The sequence below is a fragment of the Paraburkholderia sp. BL6665CI2N2 genome (assembly GCF_004366535.1).
Taxonomy (GTDB): domain Bacteria; phylum Pseudomonadota; class Gammaproteobacteria; order Burkholderiales; family Burkholderiaceae; genus Paraburkholderia.
On record NZ_SORC01000001.1, the window covers coordinates 6,489,285 to 6,503,658 of the forward strand.

Here is a 14,374-nt window from a genome sequence, read left to right on the forward strand (position 1 = left end):
GCGCACATGACCCAATTCGCCCCCGACACGCGGAATGGTAGCGAGCAAAGTCGATCACAGGTCTTCAACTAGCAAATCGAGCATGGGAGTGCGTCGCCCCTCGCTATGATCCGACTTGCCTGGGGGGTTTTAATCCACCGCTGCGTGCTCACGGCTGGTTTCGGTTGCTTCTGAAGGGGGCTGGCAAACAATTTCGACGATTGCAAGACTTTGCTCTCAACCCGATACGGAAGCAAGCGGCGCATCGCGAATACCTACAGACTGAGATCAGGCATCTCAGTACAGAAGCGACTTCTCGCAAACTGCCAGCCAGTAATATTCCGAGCAACACTTGGCGTTGGCTCTATTCCTGTAATTTAATAATGATCAGAGTCTTGCTGCGGGACATGTACCATTCGCACGAAGCTGGACTCGCAGGATTATCCGGCGCATCGTGCTCACGCTGCTGGACTGGAAATGGCTGGCCCAGCAGATGCCGGGGTCGCTCAGACGCATGTACCCCGATGGTCTTTCCCGGCAGTTTCCCAAGACACCATCTAGACGGCTATCTACGCGCGCCATAGGGGAACTGCGTCGCGAGCTCGTCACCTGCCTGCGGCACCATCGCACCCATCGCATGCTGCCAAGGAGGGTCACGCCCCTGACAGATTCCCAATACGGTGCCCATCCGTGTGCGCCAGCCGGAAGTGGAAGGATTGCGCGACGCTATGACATTGCCGGCCGATTTCGTCAACAGTGCGAAGAGTGCGTCTCTGTCAGCGTGCTGGCCGAACGCCCCGGCCGTCTGGTCCTCATGGACAATGCATCCCCCGGTTCCGCGCTCAAGGGCTTCTCTGCCAACCTCAACTCATCGCTGCACCACTGCGGCGGAGTTCCGCGAACGATCAGGGCAGGGAGATGTCGCGCAACGCAGGAGTTTACCTCCACTATTGATGCAAAGGTCTGCATAAGTAATCCTAACAATAAATCAAAGTACGGGGCAAATACAGAGCGCCACCGGCCTGCTGCGCCGGTATCTGCTCAAGTGTACTGACCTCTTGCTCTGCAGGCGGGGTGACCTCGATGACACCGCCGATAGCTTGGCGGCCTCAAATCTGAAGCGCAACACCGTTTCGTATAAGGTGTTGCGATGCATGAAAGAACTCAGTACCAGCAACTTCAACCTGAAGAGCGTCTCATCATTGCAAGCCTGCATCGGCAGGGTTCGAGTATGCGGGCCATGGCCCGCATACTCGGGCGCTAACACCAGCCACCGTTAGCCGTGAACTGACGCGAAACAGCTCTCCTGCAGGCTACGCATCGGTGCCGGCTGAAGCGCTCAGCGCCGCGCGCCGCGGCGCGGGCCGCCGTCCCACAAAGCTTGGCCTGCAAAGCGTCTGCTGGCGTATCGTTCTCACCCTGCTCGAGTGGAAATGGTCACCCCAGCAGATATCGGGCACACTGAAGCGCATGTATCCGACCGACCCGACCCAGCAGGTTTCGCACGAAACCATCTACACGGCCATCTATGCCCAGCCGCGTGGCGAACTGCGCCGTCAGCTCATTGCCTGCCTGCGCCATGGCCACAGCACGCGTATGCCGCGTACACGGGGCACTGACCGGCGTGGGCAGATTCCCGACATGGTCAGCATTCATGTGCGGCCGCCCGAAATCGAAGACCGGCTGCTGCCTGGACACTGGGAAGGCGACTTCATCAAGGGCGCTGGCAACCAGTCCTCAGTCGGCGTGCTGGTCGAACGGACCAGCCGCCTTGTGCTGCTCGCAAAGATGGAAGACGCTACCGCAGCTTCAGCGCTGGCGGGCTTCTCTGCCAAACTCAATTCGATTGTCGCGCCGCTGCGCCAGAGCTTCACCTACGACCAGGGCAAAGAAATGTCGCGCCACAAAGAACTCGCTGCCGCAACCGGTGTGAACGTGTACTTCTGCGACCCGCACAGTCCCTGGCAACGCGGCACTTGCGAAAACACCAACGGGCTGCTGCGACAGTATCTGCCCAAAGGCACCGACCTCTCGGTCTACAGTCAGGACGAACTCGACGCCATCGCCGACAGTCTGAACAGTCGACCTCGTGCCACTCACAACTTCCATTCACCGTTCGAGGTCTTCGCCGCCACCCTCGCATCAACAAGCCAACCTCAAGGCTCTAAACATTAATCCCGCTGTTGCGCTTCACCCTTGAAACCGCCCTTCAATAGCCGGCCTCGTACCACGGATGAATTCCGTTCGCCGTTCGAAGTCTTCGCCGGCATGTTTGAACTTGCGTCTCGCTCTGGCGCCTCCGTTTACCAAGCTCCGTGTTGCGCTTCACCTTTGAGGCCGCCGTCAGATACAAAGCTTTTTTGCGAACCGATACTTACCCTTCTCATCATTGGCAAGCCGATGCCGCTTAACGCGAACACTAAGCTCACTTAGCTGGTTGTGAAGGAAACCGGATTCCAGTAGTACCATCCTGATGCAGGTGATTTCCAGCAGAAGTAACTCAACATCAAGGCATTGCTTGGAGCGCGCTTCGACAAAGCCTGCAAGCAACGGCACATCCAGGTCCCGTAGCCGTAGTGGATACGACGAGTTCGGAGCAATGGATTGTTCAAATTCGTGCCAAACCTTGGCCATGATGGCGCGCATCATGTCGTTGGATCCGATCTTGTCGGCGCAACGGCTGACTTGCTCTAGGAATGAGGAATCGGACATGGAAGTCTCTCAGGTGTTAGAAGAATGCTCTTCGATTAGTGCGTCGTCTGCCCAACATGCCAAACCGTGCGCCCCGTCGGGTCGGCCGATAGGATAGCCGCTTAGCGTGCCATGTTGACGTTTTGCCATAAGGCGCGCTGTCGCCCGCGGTAGTTTGCTCGGCGGGCGGCGACGATCGGCATCGATATTTTGCAGCGATATATGCCCCTCGAATCTCCCTCTGATCGGCTGGCAGTAGTGTCCAAGAATCATCTGGATGCGGGTAGGGCCGTGTCCAAGCGATTCGCTTAGTTCCACAAGAACCTCATAGGGGGGCATTTCTGCCTCCAGCATTTCGAGCGCACTCTTGAGCGCATACGTGTAACGAAGCGAATGAAAGCTGGTTGGCCCGACCATACCAGCCCGGCGCAGCAATGCTTTGAGTCGATTCATCGCAGATTTGAGCGTCTTGCCATTGCCAGTAATCAATTCGAGATTGTGTTCGCGAGCGTACGCGAGCGCGGAACGGATTGCTTCGATCGTCCGCGGGCGCTCGCTCTCGATGATCCGCACTTGCCTCGGCCTTGCGTTTTTCGAGCCACGCATCAGCGGAAGCGTGGGATCGCCGCGCACGAGTGCGTCAAGCCACATCCTGAGATCGCGCGCACACATCAGCGCCTCCTTGCGTCGGAGTCCGAGATGCAGTGCAAGCGATATCATGTGCATAAGCCCTTGGTCTATTTGCTTCGCTCTGCAGATCAAATCGTCAATTTCGGTCGGGTTCATGGCCCGTTTTGTTCCTTTCCGTACTCGTCGAACGAGTTGAAGTTCCTTGTTGTTGCACACCTCGTCAATGTTCCGGCCGGCATGGCGCGATGTGACACGAACAGCTGAAAATATATTCGCGAGGGTGCCCGCTGTTTTGCCCTGCGCCACACAGTATTGGGCGTAGGCATGAATCACCCATTCCGGAATTTCACTGACCGATGCGCGTAGTTCCCCCACCTGCTTGGCAAAGCGCAAAAGGCCTGTTGTATCGAACCGCCTGTTCTGCTGTGTTGCAAAGCTGCCGCCAGCTTTTTTGCTGCTTACGGCGGAATCGTGTATGGCCTTCGACATCATGCTCATTAGCTAGCTCCTGGCTGTCACCCGCATGTCAACTCATGTTCGCCCGCGGGGAAGGCGAACACGGCCCCAAGTCACGATGAGCTCGTGAACGATCCGGAATAAGTCGGAAGTCTGCAATGACGGGCCGGGCAGGGGCGGGGCGAGGGCGTCGTAAGCGATTGAATTCGGGGAGAGGGCCGGGTAATGCGTTGAGCTGTGGGATCCGGTTACGGATAGGCCTTTGGTGTAAGGAGGTTTTGGATGGAAGGCGGAAGCCCGCGAGGAGAAGTTGCGTTAATGCGGGAGCGGTGAGCGGGGGTGTCTGACAAAGACGCCCCTTCTGCACCCGTTGTGGGAACAGGCGCCGCGATTGGATCGCTTGCGGGCCTTCATCCGGAGATGAGTGGATCGCAAGGTTTGTCTTGATGGATGCCGCGCTGTATGTCGCAAAGGGAAGATACTTCCCCGACATCGGGAAGGCATTGGCGGCATGGCCGCGTCATGAGCACCGCTCGTATTTGCGGCGTAGGCGTCAGGGAAGAGGTCCCTGCTAGGTTGAAAAGACACGGTTGCACGGAGTTTCCGTTGGCGAGCGGTCACTTGCCGCACAGACGACAAGTGGTTGCGACGCGACTGCGAATGCCGGCCTAAAGGAGTGAGAGAGTCACCATGCGAATGACGCTGGGAACTTCTTGCTTTGGGAAAAGTTGTGGCTCTGATTGAGCCGAGAACGCCCGATTCATGCTGATGCTGCCAACACGAACTTCGCAAAGTGCTTTGCTTCGTTCGTAATAGCGAGGCCGAGCAACGCTTGTATAGAAATTGGGCGAAAAAGCCCCCAAACCCCCGGCAAGGGGTGTAACGGTCGATGCTCGTGACGTGAGCGAACGGTACTGCAATCATTAGAACATAACTGCAGCGATTGAAAAAGGGGGGGCGCCGATTTCGCGCAAAGCGGAAGTGGCCCGCAGCCTAAGCAACGTTTTCGAGTGATCTGTGATACAGCGCTGTGTGGTGTCCTTCGATCGCAAACCGTGCCCCGGTCGGCGACCGCGTTGGGCGGCGCTTTCTGGCGCGCCGGCTTGCCTGATCGACGGGCTGGAGGCGTAAGTCACTGCGAACGGGGGCGAACGAGAATCTGTTGTCCGGTTAGCGCAGATCTCAGCAACCATTGAGCAGGATCGTAGTCACTCGGTGACAGCCGCTTGTCTTAGTGCGGTTATCGGTGGGAATAGTTGGGCGCTACGCTCGACGCGAACAGCGTGGCCGCATCCGCGAAGTGCTCCAGCGAGAAAGGGGCAGATCCGTGCAGTGCCCTAAAAGTCGTTCCTCCCGCGCGGCAGCAAAGTTGAATATCGCAGGGCACGTGAACGTCAGTGCTTTCGCGCTCAGATGGTTAGCGTCTGGAACAGGTTGATTCGCGTGCCGGCCAGCGGGCCGTCGGCGCATGCTGCCGTGCGAAATCCCGGGCACCGATGGTATCGCCGCAATGTGGTCAGCGCACTCCTCTCTCGGGCGAAGCGACGACCGATGAACATCGTGCAATCAGCTGCTTGCACCGTTGGCGCGTTCTACGGTCCATCATCTGTGTGATTCACATACTTGATCCAACGTGTTCCCCAAAAACATTAAATTGAGTACAGGTGACGGTCTGCGATGTCCATGCTGCTTCTCCGCTGTTTCGGTGTGTCCGGCATAGCGTGCGTACCGTGAGCCGCGGGCGTACCAGCGGCGCGGGTGTATGTCCATGCCTGCGTCCACGACGCATCGATATTGAACTGCCGTAGCCGCCCGTATTTTTTGATAGGCCTGTCGGCAGAGCCGTTCGCCCGTACGTCTCCGGTTTGCTCGCTGAATACTGTACGTGCTGGATGGCACAGCCCCCGGCGGTCGGTCAAATTCCCCTGGGTATGGTCACTTCAAATTCCCCCATCTGACGGCCGTCCCTGTCGAGGCGGCGTGCTGCGTCGGCTGTTCCAACTTCATCTCTGACTGCGCCTCGATGGTGGCTAGGCATCATCTGCAATTTTCCTTGCCCGTGGCGCGCGCGGCCCGAAAAATAGCGCACTCAAACGGCAGCGCGCTTGCCACGCCGCTGAACGCGGTCGACGCCGGCGCCGCGTCGACCAAGTCACGGACTCAATACCAGGAAAACGAACATGTACGTTCTTTACGTCTGGACGGTACGTTGCGTGCCACACGCTGCCGCATGAATTCAGGCGGAAATTCCACAGGCTTGTCTGGGCCGAGTCACGTCGCCGTACGATTGGCGCACTTGAGCCACGGATCCTGTGCCGGCCGAGACACAATGTCGGCGGGTGGCGGAGATATTTGCGGATTTTGAGGCGCTGCGCGCCGGAGGGTATGCTTTACAAACACCTTGGACTTCGGCAGCAAGCATTTGCGGGTTCTCATCAATCGCCGGTCCACGCAGCGGCTGACATTTGAATAGGCGTGCGAGAGACTCGAGCATTGGCGCCGGTTTTGCGATGGATCAGAAAAGCGTCAGCTCATGGCTTTACTCGGCGCGCCTCTCGCCGTGGTTGCGTCGAGTGTCGAGAGTAGACATGTCCGATGCGCGTTCGCGGCAGCCTACTCGCGGCCAAACGTACCGATGCTCGCAAGCGACAAGGCCATAGAGGCACTCACGTAACATCATGGCGACTTGCAAGGCGGCACGCGCGCGGGGACAACTACACATTTCTGTCTGTGAGATCCTGAACGAAGGTCGACCGCGAGAAAGGCGGCTTCCCTCCCGGGCTCACCATCCTGATCTGATGCTTGACGTCCCGTGGCGCTCTGTACGCTGGGTTCACCTACATAAACAAAGGAGAAGCCAGTATGCTGATTCAGACGATCGTCGGGCTCGCGAGTGCAGCGCTGTATGCCTATCTGAACTTTAGCGATAAACATTCGGCTGATAAGGAAGTTCGAGAAACACAGGTGGCCTTTGCCCAGAGGCAGGGGGAAGAAGGAGAGAGGGAGGTGTCAGCCGAGCTACGCTGGCACTCACGCGTTTGTGCGGCGAGAACTGGGCAGTATTGGATGGTCTCGTTCTGATTCATGCACCGCGGAGCGCCTTTCCGACTGCTGGAATCGATCATCTGGCGATTACGCCGTTCGGAGTCTTCGTGGTCGAAACAAAGCATTGGGCTGGTCTAGTCACACACGGTGAGACCGACGACACGTTGACGCTCAGGACGGTTGAAGGACGGCGGTTCACGCGCACCTCGCCAATGAAGCAGAATGCGGCTACGGTGCGGTTTTTGCGCAAACTGCTTCCGCCGCGGCTGTGGATCGTCGAAGGGCTCGGTGTTTTTTCGCATGAAACGGCAATGGTGGCCCCCCGCTTCCAGCGGCGTTGTTTGAACGTAGCGAACTTTACCGGCACCTGCGGGTGCGCCAGCAGCAGTTTGCGCGCACGGGGATAGGGCGCCTGCCCGTTCGCACGATAGTTGACGCGATTTTGCAGCATGCAGACATGCGCCCCGAGGCTCTAGTTGAACACCGGCAGCGCATCCAGGAGGGCCGCTTGCGCGACAAAGGCTAAGACGGGTCTAACACTACTGATACGAGAAGGGGAAATCGGCGCTCACCGTTTCCCCTTCCTGACCACCATCCAGCGTGGCGACTTGAATCGCACGATACTCACGTAGAGCCACACATACGTCGCGGCGAACACCACCACGAAACAGAACAGATGCAGCGTATGCCGCCAGAACAGCGTGGCGGGCACGACCGCGATCAGACACAGCAGCCACAAATACGGCGACGTCAGCGAGTTACGCCGCGTCAATTCGCGCGCGGTACGTGTGCCGACCGCCCAGCGCATGAGCCGTTTGTACACCAGCATATGCAGATGCACGCCGTCCGGAATGCCCGGCGACATGCCGCGAATGAATTTCTTCCGGTAGATCGAGAAGCAGGTCTCGAAGATCGGATACATGAACAGCAGCACGGGATACCACGCTGACACGTTGCGATTGCGCATCACCAGCATGATCGACAGCTCGGCCAGCATGAAGCCGATGAAATACGCGCCGCCGTCGCCAAGAAAGATCAGCCCCGCCGGGAAATTCCAGATGAAGAAGCCGAGCACCGCGCCCATCATCATGAACGAGGCGGACAGCACGATCGGATCGGACACCTGGAACGCCACGTAGGCGAGCGAGGCGAACATCATGAACGCGACCATCGACGCCAGTCCGTTGAAGCCGTCGATGATATTGATCGCGTTGGCGAGCGCGGCCACCGCCAGCACGGTGACCGCGCACGAGATCACCGCGTACGAGAGCAGGAAGTCGAGCGGCGGCACGCTGATGCGCGTCACGGCGATGTCCAGCAGGAAATAGGCGAGCGCGGCCGCCGCCATCGTGCAGACCAGCCTTGCAAGCGGCGACACGCGCTTGGTCAGGTCTTCGACCAGTCCAGAGCCAAAGGCCGGCATGCCGCACGCAATCAGCCCGAGAATGCCGCCCGACACGGCGGGATACGCGTGATGCAACTGCACGGCGGAGACGATCAGCCCGAGCAGAATGCCGGCCCCGCCGATACGCGGCACCGGGCGCACATGGAATTTCTGCACGCCGGCCAGATCGGTGTCGGTGGAGAATTTTTCATGCAGATGCGCGTAGCGCACGATCAACAGCGTGATCAGCAGTGAAACGAGAAAGCCGAGCGCAAAACTAAGCATGAAAGTGGGCCTGAGCGAAGACGCCGAATTATACAAACGAAACGCACCATGCCCGGAAAAGCAGCGGTGCCGCGTGGTTGTCCGAAGATCCCAGATAGTGAGGTGAAAGTCGCTCGCAAACGCCCGCCAGTCATGGATTCCACCTATTTAGCAGCGGCCGTGCGAGGTCGTTAACCTGGATGCGGCGAAGAGTAAGTCATGCGCAAAAAAAGACGCGCACGGCTGCCAACCCGTTTCGCCGCCGATCGGCAAGACGTTCCGGAGACCCAATGCTAAATAACATCACAATTCGTGGCGGCCTGACGCTGGTGATCAGCGTATTCGTCGCTTTCCTGCTGACAGTGATCGGTGTCGGCTATGGCGCGCTCAAGCTCGCCAACAGCAGCCTCGACGACACACAGCGTAGTGCGGCGGCGTTGTCGCATTTGAAGGCGAGCTCCGAGAAGCTGCTGCAAGTGCAACTCGCGCTGGGCTCGTATCAGACGCTCTTTAGCGTCGGCAAGCAGACCGACGACCTGCTGCCGGCCGCGCACAAGGTGCTGGTCGAATCGAACAAAGACTTCCGCAATTACATGGCCGGCCCATTTGCGGACGATAACGAGCAGAAGCTCGCACAGGCTGTGGAGCAGGCGCGCAGCGCGCTGGTCGACAAGGCGATCGAGCCGGAATTCAAGGCTCTTGCGGACTTCGATTTCAATACCTTCCGCAATATTCAGGGCGAGACAGCGAACAGTTTTTACGCCACTTATTCGAAAGCGATCGACGCGCTCGAACGCTCGCGCATCGACAGCCAGCATCAGCAAGCACAAACGGCCGCGCAGCGCTTCCAGATCGCGACGCTGCTGTTCGCCGCGATCGGCGCCATCGCGCTCGTGATCGGCGTGGCCGCGCGCATCGGTTTGTCAGTGGCGTTGATCAAGCCGGTCAACGCCACCGTCAAGCATTTCGAGCGCATCGCCGCCGGCGATCTGACCGTCGCCATCAAGATCAAATCGCGCAACGAGATGGGCCAATTGCTGGGCGCGTTGACGAAGATGCGCGACGGGCTCGTCGAGACCGTGTCGAAAGTGCGCGGCAGCACGACGGCGATTACTCAGGGGGCCAATGAGATTGCGTCGGGCAACGCGGATCTGTCCTCGCGCACCGAGCAGCAGGCTGCGGCGCTTCAGCAGACCGCCGCGAGCATGGAGCAGTTGTCGGCCACGGTGAAACAGAACGCGGACAACGCGAAGCAGGCTAACCGTCTCGCCCATGGCGCGCTCGACACGGTCACGCGTGGCGGCAAAGTGGTGTCGCGTGTCACTGAGACGATGGATGGGATCAGCGAGTCGTCGCGCAAGGTGACGGAAATCATCGGCATGATCGAGGGGATTGCGTTTCAGACCAACATTCTCGCATTGAACGCGGCAGTGGAAGCAGCGCGCGCCGGCGAGCAGGGGCGCGGGTTCGCCGTGGTGGCTTCGGAAGTGCGCAGCCTCGCTCAGCGCTCGGGCGCGGCGGCGAAGGAAATCAAGGAGTTGATTGGTGAGTCGGCCGCCAAGGTTCAGGAGGGCGCCTCTCTCGTGTCCGACGCGCAGAAGACGATTCACGAAGCGATGAGCGCCGTCGAGCGTGTGACCGGCGTGATGAACGAGATCGAGGCGTCCGCGCTCGAACAGAGCGACGGTATCGAACAGGTCAACAAGGCCGTCTCGCAGATCGACGAGGTCACGCAACACAATGCGGCACTTGTGGAAGAAGCCGCTGCAGCGGCGAAATCGCTGGAAGAGCAGGCGACGATTTTGCGGGATGCGGTGGCGGTGTTCCAGATGGCGTAATGGCGTAGGGGCGTGCGCTCGCCTCGTTGGTGAGCGCCGTTTTTCAGCGGGCATCAAGCGGAAATTTAATTCAGACATCCAAATTGTTAGATTTTGTAAAATCAGCGTATAGGTGTAACCATTCAGCTTGCTGAGTGGTATGTCGATTGCTAGTTACAGGCATTTTTGCCGACGCCATCGCGGTCCGGAAAATCCTTCCGTACAGCAGAATATTTTGCAATGAAGCCTTACAGTAAGGTTCCGAAATATTGTCCGTGCGCGAGCGCACAGAGTGATGCTTCGCTTTAAAGGATATTGTGTGTTGAATCCGATTCGAGGAGTGTCCTTGAGGCCGGCAGCGCACAGGGTGCACATCATTCACAGCGGACAACTATCGAGCCACAAAGTCATGCAGAGGTCCTCAGCGGTAGAGCCGGATAATTCCGGCAGCGTACCAAGCGATTACTCGTGTGTGCTGTGCGGCGCCGGTCCGGCAGGAATGGGCTTCCTGTTCTACGCGTTCAAGAACGGCAAGCTGGCAGAGGTGGCCAGAAACGGCTTGTTGATCATCGACAGACGCATGCGCTTCGGAGCAGGCAAACTCGGTGACTATGTGAACGTCACAGGCAACTCGGTCGCCAAGTCTTTCCTTGCGTGTCTCGAGCACGAACGCTTCGACGAGGTGTTCGGCGATCTGCGCGAATACAACGAGTTGCATAAAAAAATGGCCGCCGACCCCTACGGTGCGCCGTTGCTCTCGGAGGTCGGCGAACTGCTCACGCTGGCGGCCGAGCGACTCATCGCCCACCTCGTCGAACATTTCGACGTCGATGTACTGCGCGGACACGAAATCGATGCGATTCGCCACAGCCAGGACGGCCGCTTCGAAATCGCTTATCACGACACGCGCAGACCGGCGGCACGCCGGACGGTGATCAGCGACACCGTCGTGATGAATCTCGGCGGAACGCAGCGCGTTGAAGAGGTCGATGATCTGTGCCGCACGCTAGATATTCCATTGCCGGGCAACAACGTCATCACTTGCACCTCGGATGAACTGCTTCGCCTCACTAGCACGCAACTGGTCGACACCTTCGCGCCTATGTTTGTCCCTGCCACAGCCGGGCATGCGAACCGGATCACCATTATCGGCGGCTCGCACAGCGCGTTCACAATGACCGAGCGTCTTGCAACTGACCTTGGTGGCGCCGGGCTCGATGAAATCGCCATCATTCACCGCTCGCCGATCCGCTTGTTTTTCGAAACCGAGGAGGAAGCGCGTGCATGGGGATATACGGTCGATCCAGTCAACGACATTTGCCCGATCACGCGGCGCGTCAATCGTTCGAGCGGTCTGCGCTACCGCGCATTTGAGATCGCATGCTCGGTGATGTCGTACGGCCGGGTCGCGGGAACGACGCCGCGTATCGAATTGATCGATGCCGCCAGCGGCGAAGCGGAACGCGCCCGTGCCGCCACCAGTCTCGCGCAGTCATGTGGCGTGGTTCATAGCGCCGGCTACGGGCCCAGCATGTCCGCACTGGTCGACCATCGAGGGGCGGAGATTCCTCTGCAGTTCCGTCAGGGCGGCATCGAGGTCGACAAGTTCGGCCGTCCGTTCGACATCAGCGGTAACGTGATACGCGGACTCTTCACGTTTGGGCTGGGTTCCGGCTTTCGGCCCGACCCGGAGATTGGGAGCGAGGCCGCATTCACCGGACGAATCCATGGCGTCTGGATCTTTCACCATGAAATCGGCAAGCGGATTCTGACCGGAGTTCTGAAAGCGCTGGCCGAGAGGGTCGTTACGCAGGAAGCAGAAATGGTCGCGACCGCGGATGACGACACACCTGCTGGCGGCCGGCCACGTCGCGGTCGAGCGGACCATCGCCGCTAACGGACGGGCAACCCTGACCACACGCCAGTCCGACGTACCGATTCGAGACGCCGAGGCAATGCATCTCGACCGCTTTATCTCGTCCCATAGACATCCTTAATAAGCCGGACATGTTGCAGTTTCACACTATCAGCTGTTGACACTTCTGCTACTGTGGGCTCTTTTCGATCTGAAGCAAAGTGACGTTTGCGTCCAGCGCTTCACCGAACGCTAGACGCAAATAAGTCCTCTTAAATCCGACGATCGTACGGGCTATTCCGCCAGGATTATTGGCGCGACCTTCTTCGGCGGCTACGCTGCTGCGACATCGAACGCAACGCGATGACCAATGCGAAGCTTTGATCGTCTCCATTACCGTTTCTGTTTGCCGACCGCGCGAATGAGGGCAATGCGTCTTCATTGACTCCTCGATTCGAGCGAGGCCTGCCATACCAAGGCGGGCTGCGATACTTACGTGAGGGAAATGATGACGACATTTCAGTCATACCGCCGTGGCAACCGTCTGTTCGAGGCCCTCCCAACGCATGAATGGGAGGCGCTGCTTCCTCATCTTGAACTCGTCGAATTGAGTCCGGGGCAACTTCTGTCGAAATCCGGCGAACTCATACGAACCGTCTATTTTCCGGCCACAGCGATCGTGTCTCTGCTGCAGACCATGGAGAACGGCAGCTCGGTGGAAATCGCCGCGATCGGCAGGGATGGCACGACCGGCGTACCGATCCTGACAGGCGGCGACACGATGCCAGCCAGCGTTCAGGCTCAATGCCGCGGTTTTGCTTATCGAATCAGCGCTACAGCACTGCGCGAAGCATTGCGCAATTGCGCAACGCTGCGCTCATCGATGCTGCTGTTCATGCAGGCTCTCCTCACCCAGGTCGCACAGACTGCGGCGTGCAACAGGCTGCATCGTCTGGACGAGCAACTGTGCCGGTGGCTGCTGGTCGATATCGATCGTTCTGGCACCAGTGATTTGCAAGTCACGCAGCAAGTCATTGCCGACATGCTCGGTGTGCGCCGTGAAGGCGTGACCGAGGCGTCCGGCAAGCTTTGCGACGCCGATCTCATCCATCACAGTCGTGGCCGTGTCCGGATCCTTGACCGGACCGGACTCGAGGCGCGCTCATGCGAATGTTATGAGATCGTGAAACGCGAATTCGACCGGTTATTGCCGGGTACCAACGTGATGGAAGCGACTCGCTGACGGTGGGTATATCCGCAAGCCGAATCGACAGTTGCGGCGCGTAGCGATGCATTTGTGTGTTTGCGTACATTGCCCGAGACTCTACGAAGATAAACTGCGGCGACAATCCGTCTTGAGGAACCCTGATGCCGACAGCGGAAAGAGTTGGGTTACCGAATGCGGTCCGGGCGACGACCTCCGGTGGCCGCTACGCCTTCATCGACATCCTCCGTGGCGTGGCTGCGCTCCTCGTGATTTTCCAGCATGGCGGCGAGGGCGCGGGCTGGTTCTCGATCACAACAGGTTTTGGTCGGCGTTCTGACATTTTTTCTTGTCAGTGGATTTGTCATTCCACTGAGTCTTGAACGCGCAAATGCACTGGGTAGATTCTGGAAGCATCGTATTTTTCGGATTTATCCGCTTTACCTCGCGGTATTCACGTTTGAATTCGGGCTTTATCTTCGGATACGGTGCTTATCCCCCAGGCTCGGTACATAGTTTCGGCTATTTTTCTCTGTTGCGCCTCTTCTTCGTTCAGGACTACGCGCATCTACCCAACTTCGTTAGTGCGTCGTGGACGCTATCCATGGAGTTCGCTTGGTATATCCTGCTGTCGTTGGCGTTTGCAGTGCGGGTGAATCGACGCAGCGTCTTGCTGACTGTGCTCACGGTAGCCGCGTTGCTCGCATTGTCCGTGGCATCATACGTTTTGCACGTGCGGATACCGCTTGGCCGCTTCCGCATCATGGCGACTTGTGTCGTAGGTTTGCTGTTTTATCGTCGGCATACGCGTGAACTCGACCCGCGGGCGTTTCTGATTCTGGTGGGCTCGATTATCCTTGCGATCGTTCCAGCACTTTACGTAGGATTTGGCGTGTTTCAACGCCCGGACGTCGCGACAGTCCAGTCTGTGTTCATTTCGTGGGGTGTCGCCTACCTGCTGTTCATCGGCTGTTATGCAGCACGCGCGCGAGCGATCATGCAAGTCAAGCCGCTGCTAAGTCTCGGGACAATAAGCTATTCGCTGTAAC

10 protein-coding genes and 1 pseudogene are annotated in these 14,374 nt (G+C 58.5%); 8 read left to right on the forward strand and 3 right to left on the reverse strand.

Translation table 11 applies throughout. The features are described from left to right. Positions 1-1,129: 1,129 nt before the first annotated feature. Positions 1,130-2,154 (forward strand): annotated as a pseudogene (locus B0G81_RS29160) (IS30 family transposase). A gap of 168 nt (positions 2,155-2,322) precedes the next feature. Here B0G81_RS29160 and B0G81_RS29165 read toward each other — a convergent pair. Further along, positions 2,323-2,691 carry a hypothetical protein gene (locus tag B0G81_RS29165; RefSeq protein ID WP_134140164.1) on the reverse strand — a complete coding sequence of 123 codons (369 nt, stop codon included), beginning with the start codon at positions 2,689-2,691 and terminating at the stop codon, positions 2,323-2,325. A gap of 9 nt (positions 2,692-2,700) precedes the next feature. Continuing rightward, the gene (locus B0G81_RS29170) at positions 2,701-3,798 is read right to left on the reverse strand and encodes an integrase domain-containing protein (RefSeq protein ID WP_134140168.1); all 1,098 of its coding nucleotides are present in this window, start codon (positions 3,796-3,798) and stop codon (positions 2,701-2,703) included. A 2,820-nt stretch (positions 3,799-6,618) separates the two neighbouring features. Here B0G81_RS29170 and B0G81_RS44850 point away from each other — a divergent pair. Further along, positions 6,619-6,837: a hypothetical protein gene (locus B0G81_RS44850; protein WP_243856819.1), complete on the forward strand. Its 219-nt coding sequence runs from the start codon at positions 6,619-6,621 to the stop codon at positions 6,835-6,837. Next, the gene (locus B0G81_RS29180) at positions 6,819-7,208 is read left to right on the forward strand and encodes a nuclease-related domain-containing protein (protein WP_243856801.1); all 390 of its coding nucleotides are present in this window, start codon (positions 6,819-6,821) and stop codon (positions 7,206-7,208) included. The genes B0G81_RS44850 and B0G81_RS29180 overlap by 19 nt, the downstream gene beginning before the upstream one ends. Positions 7,209-7,369: 161 nt before the next feature. On the opposite strand, the gene B0G81_RS29185 is transcribed toward B0G81_RS29180, so the two are convergent. After that, on the reverse strand, positions 7,370-8,470 hold the full coding sequence (locus B0G81_RS29185; RefSeq protein WP_134140172.1) for a glycosyltransferase: 1,101 nt from the start codon (positions 8,468-8,470) through the stop codon (positions 7,370-7,372). Between the two features lie 269 nt (positions 8,471-8,739). Here B0G81_RS29185 and B0G81_RS29190 point away from each other — a divergent pair, with 269 nt between their 5' ends. The 5 genes from B0G81_RS29190 (at position 8,740) to B0G81_RS29210 (ending at position 14,373) form a co-directional block, all read left to right on the forward strand. Continuing rightward, complete coding sequence (locus B0G81_RS29190) at positions 8,740-10,287, forward strand: methyl-accepting chemotaxis protein (protein ID WP_134140176.1); 1,548 nt, start codon at positions 8,740-8,742, stop codon at positions 10,285-10,287. Positions 10,288-10,675: 388 nt separating this feature from the next. Next, positions 10,676-12,163: a hypothetical protein gene (locus tag B0G81_RS29195; RefSeq protein WP_134140178.1), complete on the forward strand. Its 1,488-nt coding sequence runs from the start codon at positions 10,676-10,678 to the stop codon at positions 12,161-12,163. A 466-nt stretch (positions 12,164-12,629) separates the two neighbouring features. Next, positions 12,630-13,364, forward strand: a complete 735-nt coding sequence (locus B0G81_RS29200; RefSeq protein ID WP_134143237.1) for a Crp/Fnr family transcriptional regulator — start codon at positions 12,630-12,632, stop codon at positions 13,362-13,364. Positions 13,365-13,489: 125 nt separating this feature from the next. Then, positions 13,490-13,708, forward strand: a complete 219-nt coding sequence (locus tag B0G81_RS29205; RefSeq protein ID WP_134140182.1) for a hypothetical protein — start codon at positions 13,490-13,492, stop codon at positions 13,706-13,708. Beyond that, positions 13,705-14,373, forward strand: a complete 669-nt coding sequence (locus B0G81_RS29210; protein ID WP_134140184.1) for a hypothetical protein — start codon at positions 13,705-13,707, stop codon at positions 14,371-14,373. Before B0G81_RS29205 ends, B0G81_RS29210 begins: the two co-directional genes overlap by 4 nt. Position 14,374 lies beyond the last annotated feature (1 nt).